This window comes from Actinosynnema sp. NPDC059797 (assembly GCF_042732085.1).
Classification (GTDB): Bacteria; Actinomycetota; Actinomycetes; order Mycobacteriales; family Pseudonocardiaceae; genus Actinosynnema.
In genome coordinates this window covers 1-7,267 of sequence record NZ_JBHWIE010000349.1, presented here as the reverse complement: position 1 = coordinate 7,267, position 7,267 = coordinate 1, and the positions used below count along the sequence as shown (strand labels likewise).

Here is a 7,267-nt window from a genome sequence, read left to right as displayed (position 1 = left end):
CGCTGTGCACCGCCTTCGCCGAGATCACCGGGCTGCCGCCCGAGCGAGTGGGGCCGCGCACCCCCCTGGCCGACCTGGGGCTGACCTCGGCCACGGCGGTGCGGATGACCGTGTTCGTCCGGGAGCGCTTCGGACCGGCGTCCGCCACCCTGTTCTTCGAGCACCGCGACCTCGCCGGGGTCGCGGCCGGGCTGACCGGTCCCGCCGCGCGGACGACCCGACGCCCCGAGCCGGAACCCGCGGCCCCCCCGTCGCCGAGCGGTGCGGACGCGCAGCCGATCGCCGTCATCGGCCTCGCCGGTCGCTACCCCGGCGCCGACGACCTCGACGCGTTCTGGGCCGACCTGGTCGCCGGGCGCGACCGCGTCACGCCGCTGCCCGCCGACCGGGCCCGCCCCGACTGGCCCGCCGGCTCCGTGCACGGCGGCTTCCTGGCCGACGTCGACCACTTCGACCCGCTGCTGTTCGGCATCGCGCCCCGCGAGGCCGCGTTGCTGGACCCGCAGGAGCGCCTGTTCCTGGAGGTCGCCCGGCTCACCCTGGACGACGCGGGCTACTCCGCGCGCCGGCTGCGCGACCGGCACGGCGGCCGGGTCGGGGTGTTCGTGGGCGCGATGCACAACGAGTACCCGTTCCTGGGCGTGGAGCGCTCCGCCGACGGCGAGCCCGCGTACACCGGGTCCACGCCCGGCGGCATCGCCAACCGGGTGTCCTACGCGTTCGACCTGTCCGGGCCGAGCATGACCGTCGACACGATGTGCTCGGCATCGCTGACCGCGCTGCACCTGGCGGTGCAGAGCCTCCGCCGGGGCGAGTGCGAGGTGGCGGTCGCGGGCGGCGTCAACCTGTCCCTGCACCCCAACAAGTTCGTCCAGCAGCGGGCCATGCGGATGACCGCCGACAGCGGGCGGTGCCGCGCGTTCTCCGCCGACGGCGACGGGTTCGTGCCCGGCGAGGGCGTGGGCGCGGTGCTGCTCAAGCCGCTCGCGGACGCCGTGCGCGACGGCGACCGGGTGCACGGCGTGATCCGGGCGACGGCGGTGAACCACGGCGGCCACACCTCCGGCTACACCGTGCCCGACCCGGTCGCGCAGGGCGAGGTGGTGGCGGCAGCCCTCCGCGAGGCGGGCATCGCCCCCGACACCGTCGGCTACGTGGAGGCCCACGGCACCGGCACCTCCCTGGGCGACCCGATCGAGGTCGCGGGCCTGACCCGCGCGCTGGGCGACGGGCTCGCACCCGGCTCGGTCCCGGTGGGGTCGGTGAAGTCCAACATCGGCCACCTGGAGGCCGCCGCCGGCATCGCCGGGCTGACCAAGGTGCTCCTCCAGCTGAGGCACCGCACCCTCGTGCCGTCGCTGCACGCCGACCGCCTCAACCCCGAGGTCGACTGGGCGGCGAGCCCGCTCGCGGTGCAGCGCGAGGCCGCGCCGTGGCCCGCCCCCCGGTCCGGCCCCGGCGCGCGGGGATCAGCGCCTTCGGCGCGGGCGGGTCGAACGCGCACGTGGTCGTGGAGGAGTTCGTCGCCGCGCCCGAGCCGCCGCGTCCCGCCCGGCCCGCCGTGGTCGTGCTGTCCGCGCGCACCGCCACCGGCCTCACCGAACAGGCCCGCCGGCTGGCCGACCACCTCCTCGCGGACACCGCCGCGGACCCGGCGGCCCTGCGCGCCGAACTGGAGCGGATCGCGCGCGGCGAGCTGCCGCCGGGCCTGGCCTCGGCGCGCGACGCGGGCGCGTACCTGCTCGGCATGACCGGCGGCGACGACCTCGCCGACATCGCCTTCACCCTCCAGGTCGGCCGCGACCACGGCGTGGAGCGGCTGGCGTTCGTCGCGTCGCCCCGCGCCGAGGCCGTCGCACGCCTGACGCGGTTCCACGCCGCCGACCCGACCGCCGTGCACCGGGGCCGGGTGGTCCGGGCCGACGAACGCGCCACCGCCCCGGAACTGGACCCGCGCGGCGTGTCGCCGGACGAGCTGGCAGCCCGGTGGGCCGCCGGCGAGGACGCCGACTTCGCCCTGCTGGACGACGGCGGCCACCGGCCGGTGGCCCTGCCGGGCACCGCGTTCGAGCGCGTCCCGTGCCGCCTGCCGGCACGCCGGGCGCCGGTCGTCGCGCCGCCCGCGCTCCCGTCGCCGTCCCAGCGGGTCCCGGCGGTCGCGCCGGCCACCGCCGAGGTGCCGCTGTACGAGCGGACCTGGGTGCCGGCCGCGACCGCCGCGACCGCGCCGGTCACCGGGCACGTGCTGTGCCTGCACACCCCGGCCACCGCGCACCTCGCGGCACGGGTGACCGCCGCGCTCGGCGGCCCCGTGACCCTCCTCGACGTCACCGGGCCCGGCGTCACCGGCGCCGACCGCGTGGTGGCGGGGGTGCTCGACCTCTGCGACCTCGATCCCGCGCCGGTCCCGAGGCACGCCCGCGTCGCCCTGCTCCAGGAGCTGCTGCGGTCCCGGACCGGCGCGCTGCGGGTGCTGCACGTGACCTCGGGGCTCGCCGACCTGCCCGGCGCGTCGCCGACGACGGCGGGCGCGGAGGTCGCCGGGTTCGTCCGGGTGCTCACCGCCGAACACCCGGCGGTGCTCGCCACCACCCTCGACACCGACGCGCCGGAACGGGACGTGCCCGCCGAGTGGGTCGTCGCCGACGCGCCGGGCGAGGTCTGCGCGCGCGGCGGCGCCCGGCACCGGCCCGCGCTGACCCCGGTGGCCGAACCCGGCGAGCCGGCCGCGCCGGACCCGGACCGGGTCCACCTCGTCGTCGGCGGCACGGGCGGCCTGGGCCTCGTGGTGGCGCGGCACCTCGTGCGCCGGGGCGCGCGCCGCGTCGTGCTGACGGGCCGCCGGCCGGTCGCCGCCCGGGAGCTGTGGAACGCGCCGGGCCTGTCGGCGCGTGACGCCAGGATCGCGGAGGCCGTCACCGAGATGGAGGCGGCGGGCGCGACCGTGCGGCTGTGGTCCGGCGAACTGGCCGAAATCGCGTCGGCGGTCCCGGCCCTGCGCGCCGAACTGGGCCCCGTCGGCGGGATCACGCACTGCGCCGGGGACGCCGGCGGCCCGCCCGCGCCCCTGGGCCGGCAGGACCCGGCGGACCTGGACCGGGCCTTCGCGGCCAAGGTGGACGGGCTGGTCGAACTGCTGGACGCCTGCGCGCCGGACCGCCCCGCGTACACCGCGCTGTTCTCGTCGGTGTCGGCCGCGCTGCCCGCGCTCGGCGCCGGTGTGGCCGGCTACGCCGCGGCCAACGCGGTCCTGGACGCCGTCGCCCGCGTGCGCGGCCTCACCTCGGTCCAGTGGCCGGTGTGGGGGGACAGCGGCTCGGGCGCGTCCGGAGCGGCGGCCTGCGCCGCCGCGGGCCTGCGCGCCCTCGGCGACGACGAGGCGCTGCGCTGCCTCGACCGCGCCGTGGCCACCGCGCGCCCCGTGCTCCTGCCCGCCCCGGCGGCTCCCGGCGGGTTCGACCCGGTGGCAGCGCTGCGGCACCGCGCCGGGACCGCCCCGCGCGTCGCGACCGGCGGGGCGGGCGACCACGACTGGCTCGTCCGGGTCGTGGCCGAGACGCTGGGCGCGGACGCGTCCGCGATCGACCCGGCCACGCCCTTCGCCGACCTCGGCCTGGAGTCGGTCCTGCTGGCCGAGCTGGTCGTGCGACTGGAGGCGCGGCTGGGCCGGCCGGTGGACCCCTCGCTGGTGCTGGAGCACCCGACCGCCGACCGGCTCGCGGCCGTCCTCGGCACCCCCACGTCCCCGGCACCTCCGGAATCCCCGGCACCTCCGGAATCCCCGGCCCGCCACGCGGCCCCGACCCCCGCCCCGGTCGCCGAGCCGGTCGCCGACGGCCGGATCGCGGTCGTCGGCATGGCGTGCCGCTTCCCCGGCGCGCCGGACGTGGACTCGTTCTGGCGCAACCTGGTCGACGGCGTGGACGCGATCAGCGAGGTGCCCGCCGACCGGTGGGACGTCGACGGGCTGCACCGCACCGACCACGCGCCCGGCAGCAGCATCAGCCGGTGGGGCGGGTTCGTCGACGGGATCGACCGGTTCGACGCCGCCTACTTCGGCCTCGACGACGCCGCGGCCGACGCGCTCGACCCGGCGATCCGGCTGCTGCTGGAGAACGCCGTGGGCGCGCTGCGCGACGGCGGCTACCACGACGACGAGGTGCGCGGCCGGGACGTCGGCGTCTTCGTCGGCGCCCGGATGTCGAACTACCGCAGGCGTCCCGGCGCGGGCGGGCCGTCGGGCGACCAGAACTTCATCGCCGCGCACCTGGCGCACCACCTCGACCTGCACGGCCCGAACCTCGTGGTGGACAGCGCCTGCTCGTCGGCGCTCGTCGCGGTGCAGCTGGCCGTGCGCAGCCTGCTGGCGGGGGAGTCGGAGCTGGCGCTGGCCGGCGCGGTCGACGTGCTGCTCGACGAGGAGCCGTACCTGGAGTTCACCGCCGCACGCGCGCTGTCGCCCAGCGGGCGGTGCCGCACCTTCGACGAGCGCGCCGACGGGTTCGTGCCCGGTGAGGGCTGCGGCGTGCTGCTGCTCAAGCCGCTGGCCGCGGCCCTGCGCGACGGCGACCGCGTCCGCGCGGTGATCGACGCGGTGGCCGTCAACAACGACGGCCGGACCATGGGCCTCACCACGCCCAACCCGACCGCCCAGGCGGCGGTGGTGCGCCGGGCGCTGGACGTCGCCGGCCTGTCCGCGCGGGACGTGGGCCTGGTGGAGGCGCACGGCACGGCCACCCGCATCGGCGACCCGATCGAGCTGCGCGCCCTGACCGACGCGTTCCGCGCCGACACCGACCGCACCGGGTTCTGCGCGGTCGGCAGCGTCAAGTCCGGCATCGGGCACCTGCTCAGCGCCGCGGGCGTCGCGGGCCTGGTCAAGGCCGCGCTCGCCGTCGAACGGGCCGTCGTGCCCGCCACGCTGCACTGCGAGCGGCCCAACCCGAGGTTCGACTTCGCGTCCTCGCCGTTCCGGCCGGCGGCCACGACCGCGCCGTGGGAGGCCGACCGCCGCGTGGCCGGGGTCAGCGCCTTCGGCCTCGGCGGCACCAACGCCCACGCGATCGTCTCCAACCCGCCACCGCACACCCCCCGGCGGACCCCGCTGCCGCCACCGGAGTTCCGGCGGCGCAGGCACTGGATCGACCGCACGCCACCGCCACCGGCCCCGCTGGTGACGTCCCTGGCGACCCTCCGCTTCGCCGGTGGGCACAGCGCCGGTGATCACAGCGAGCACGGCGAAAGGACCCCGTGATGTACGACGGCGCCATCGACTGCCGCATCCAGTTGGCCCACGACGACTTCGTGATGGACAACCACCGGGTGCACGGCGTGTCCGTCATGCCGGGGGTGACGCTGCTCGACGCCGTGCACCGGGTGCTCGCCGGGGCCGGGCTGCCGCACACCCGCGCCGACCTGCGCGACGTGCTGTTCCCCGAGCCGATCGCCACCGAACCCGGCCGGGGTCGGGAGATCCGGGTGCTGGTGGGCGCGCCGGACGCGGCCGGCGTGCGGGCGGTGTCCGTGTCGAGCCGGTGGGAGGGCGCGGACAACCCCTGGCACACCAACCTGACCGCGCGGCTGCTGCTGGACGAGCGGGAGGCGGACGACCGGATCGACCCGGCCGCGCTGCGGGCAGGCGCGGTGCGGCGCTACGAGCTGGCCGAGCTGTACGCGCGGGCCCGCGCCGAGGACATCCGGCACGGTCCCGCCATGACGTGCCGCGGAACGCTGCACGTGGGCGACGGCTACCTGCTCGCCGAGCTGGACCTCGACCCGGCCGCCGCCGGGACGGAGGAGCTGTTCCACCTGCACCCGGCCAAGATGGACGCCTCCACGATCGCCGCCTACGGGCAGACCGAGGCGGTGTCCCGGGAACCGTTCATCCCGATGTTCGTCGAGGGCTTCCGCGCGCCGCGCCCGCTGCGCGGGCGGACCTGGCTGTACGCGCCCGGCGTGGAGGTGCTGGCCGACTCCGGTGACGTGATCACCAACAGCTACGGCCTCTACGACGACGAGGGCGGGCTGTGCGCGGAGGTGCGCGGCCTGACGTGCAAGCGGATCAGGTTCCCCGGCCTGATCACCCGGCTGCTGCACGGCGGCACGAGCGCCGAACCGCCGGTCGTGGAGACCACCGCACCCGGCGCGGAGGAGGGGGCCCACGCCCTGCCGCCAGGACCCGACGCCGTCCGGGCGCACCGCGCCCACCTGCGGGAGCTGATCGGCCGCGTGCTGGACCGCGCGCCCGCGGACGTGCCCGCCGACACCGGCTTCTACGACCTGGGCCTGGACTCGGTGGCGCTGCTCGACCTGGGTCGCGAGCTGGAGCGCGCGGCGGGGACGTCGCTGTACCCGACGCTGCTGTTCGAGTTCACCGATGTCGCGGGGGTGGCCGCGCACCTGGGCGGCCTGCACGGCTTCCACGCGCCGACCACCCCGACCGCGACCGCCCCGACCACTCCGACCGCGACCGAGCCGCCGTCCACGGCCGTGACGACCGCAGCCGGACCCGCGCCGGTCCGCGACGAGGTCGCCACCCGCGTCTACCGGCCCGTGTGGGCGCCGCTCGCCCCCGTGCCGGAACCGGTGGGCGACGTGGTCGTGGTGCGCCTCCCCGGCGCGCGGGGCGCGGCGCTGGCCGCCGCGCTCCGCCACCGGCACGACGGCGCGCTGGTCGACGCGACCGGCCAGGACGTCGGGAACCTGCTCGCCGCCCGCGCCCGCCCCGTCGTGGTGCTCGTGATCGCCCTGGACGCCCCAGACCCGGTCGAGGCCGGCGTCGTGCTGTGGGACGCGGCGGGCGCGCTCGCGCGGACCGGCGCGACCGGTGCGGTGCACGTGGTGCACGACGGTTCGCTCGGCTCGGCGGTGGCGGGCGCGGCGCGCACGATCGCGGCCGAGTCGCCGTCCGTGCGGTGCCGCGCGGTCGAGGTCGACGACGCGCCGACCGACGCCCTGGCCGCCCTGGTGCTCGCCGAGGCGGGGGACCGCTCCCCGGAGGTCGAGGTCCGCCTGCGCGGCCCGGTGCGCTCCGCGCGCCGCCACCTGCCCGCGCCGGCGGAACCGCCGGTGCGGTCCGCGGCGGGCGGCGTCCACCTGATCACCGGCGCGGCGGGCGGTGTCGCCGGCCCGGTCGCCGAGCACCTGGCCCGCCGACCCGGCGCCTGCCTGGTCCTGGTCGGCCGCGACGCCGACGACCCGAGACTGGTCGAGCGATCCCACCGCCTCGCAGCGCTGGGCGCGCGGGTGCTGACCCTCGGCGCGGACC

The 7,267-nt window shown here is 78.1% G+C and carries 2 protein-coding genes and 1 pseudogene; all 3 read left to right on the top strand.

Going from position 1 to position 7,267, the window contains the following annotated elements; genetic code table 11:
- Positions 1-47: 47 nt before the first annotated feature.
- A pseudogene (locus ACFV4N_RS36725) lies at positions 48-1,307 on the top strand (beta-ketoacyl synthase N-terminal-like domain-containing protein); the annotation flags it as partial.
- Between the two features lie 197 nt (positions 1,308-1,504).
- On the top strand, positions 1,505-5,254 hold the full coding sequence (locus ACFV4N_RS36720; protein WP_499677276.1) for a beta-ketoacyl synthase N-terminal-like domain-containing protein: 3,750 nt from the start codon (positions 1,505-1,507) through the stop codon (positions 5,252-5,254).
- Positions 5,254-7,267, top strand: a 2,014-nt coding sequence (locus ACFV4N_RS36715; protein ID WP_499677275.1) for a phosphopantetheine-binding protein, incomplete at its 3' end; no start/stop codon positions are given. The genes ACFV4N_RS36720 and ACFV4N_RS36715, both read left to right, overlap by 1 nt.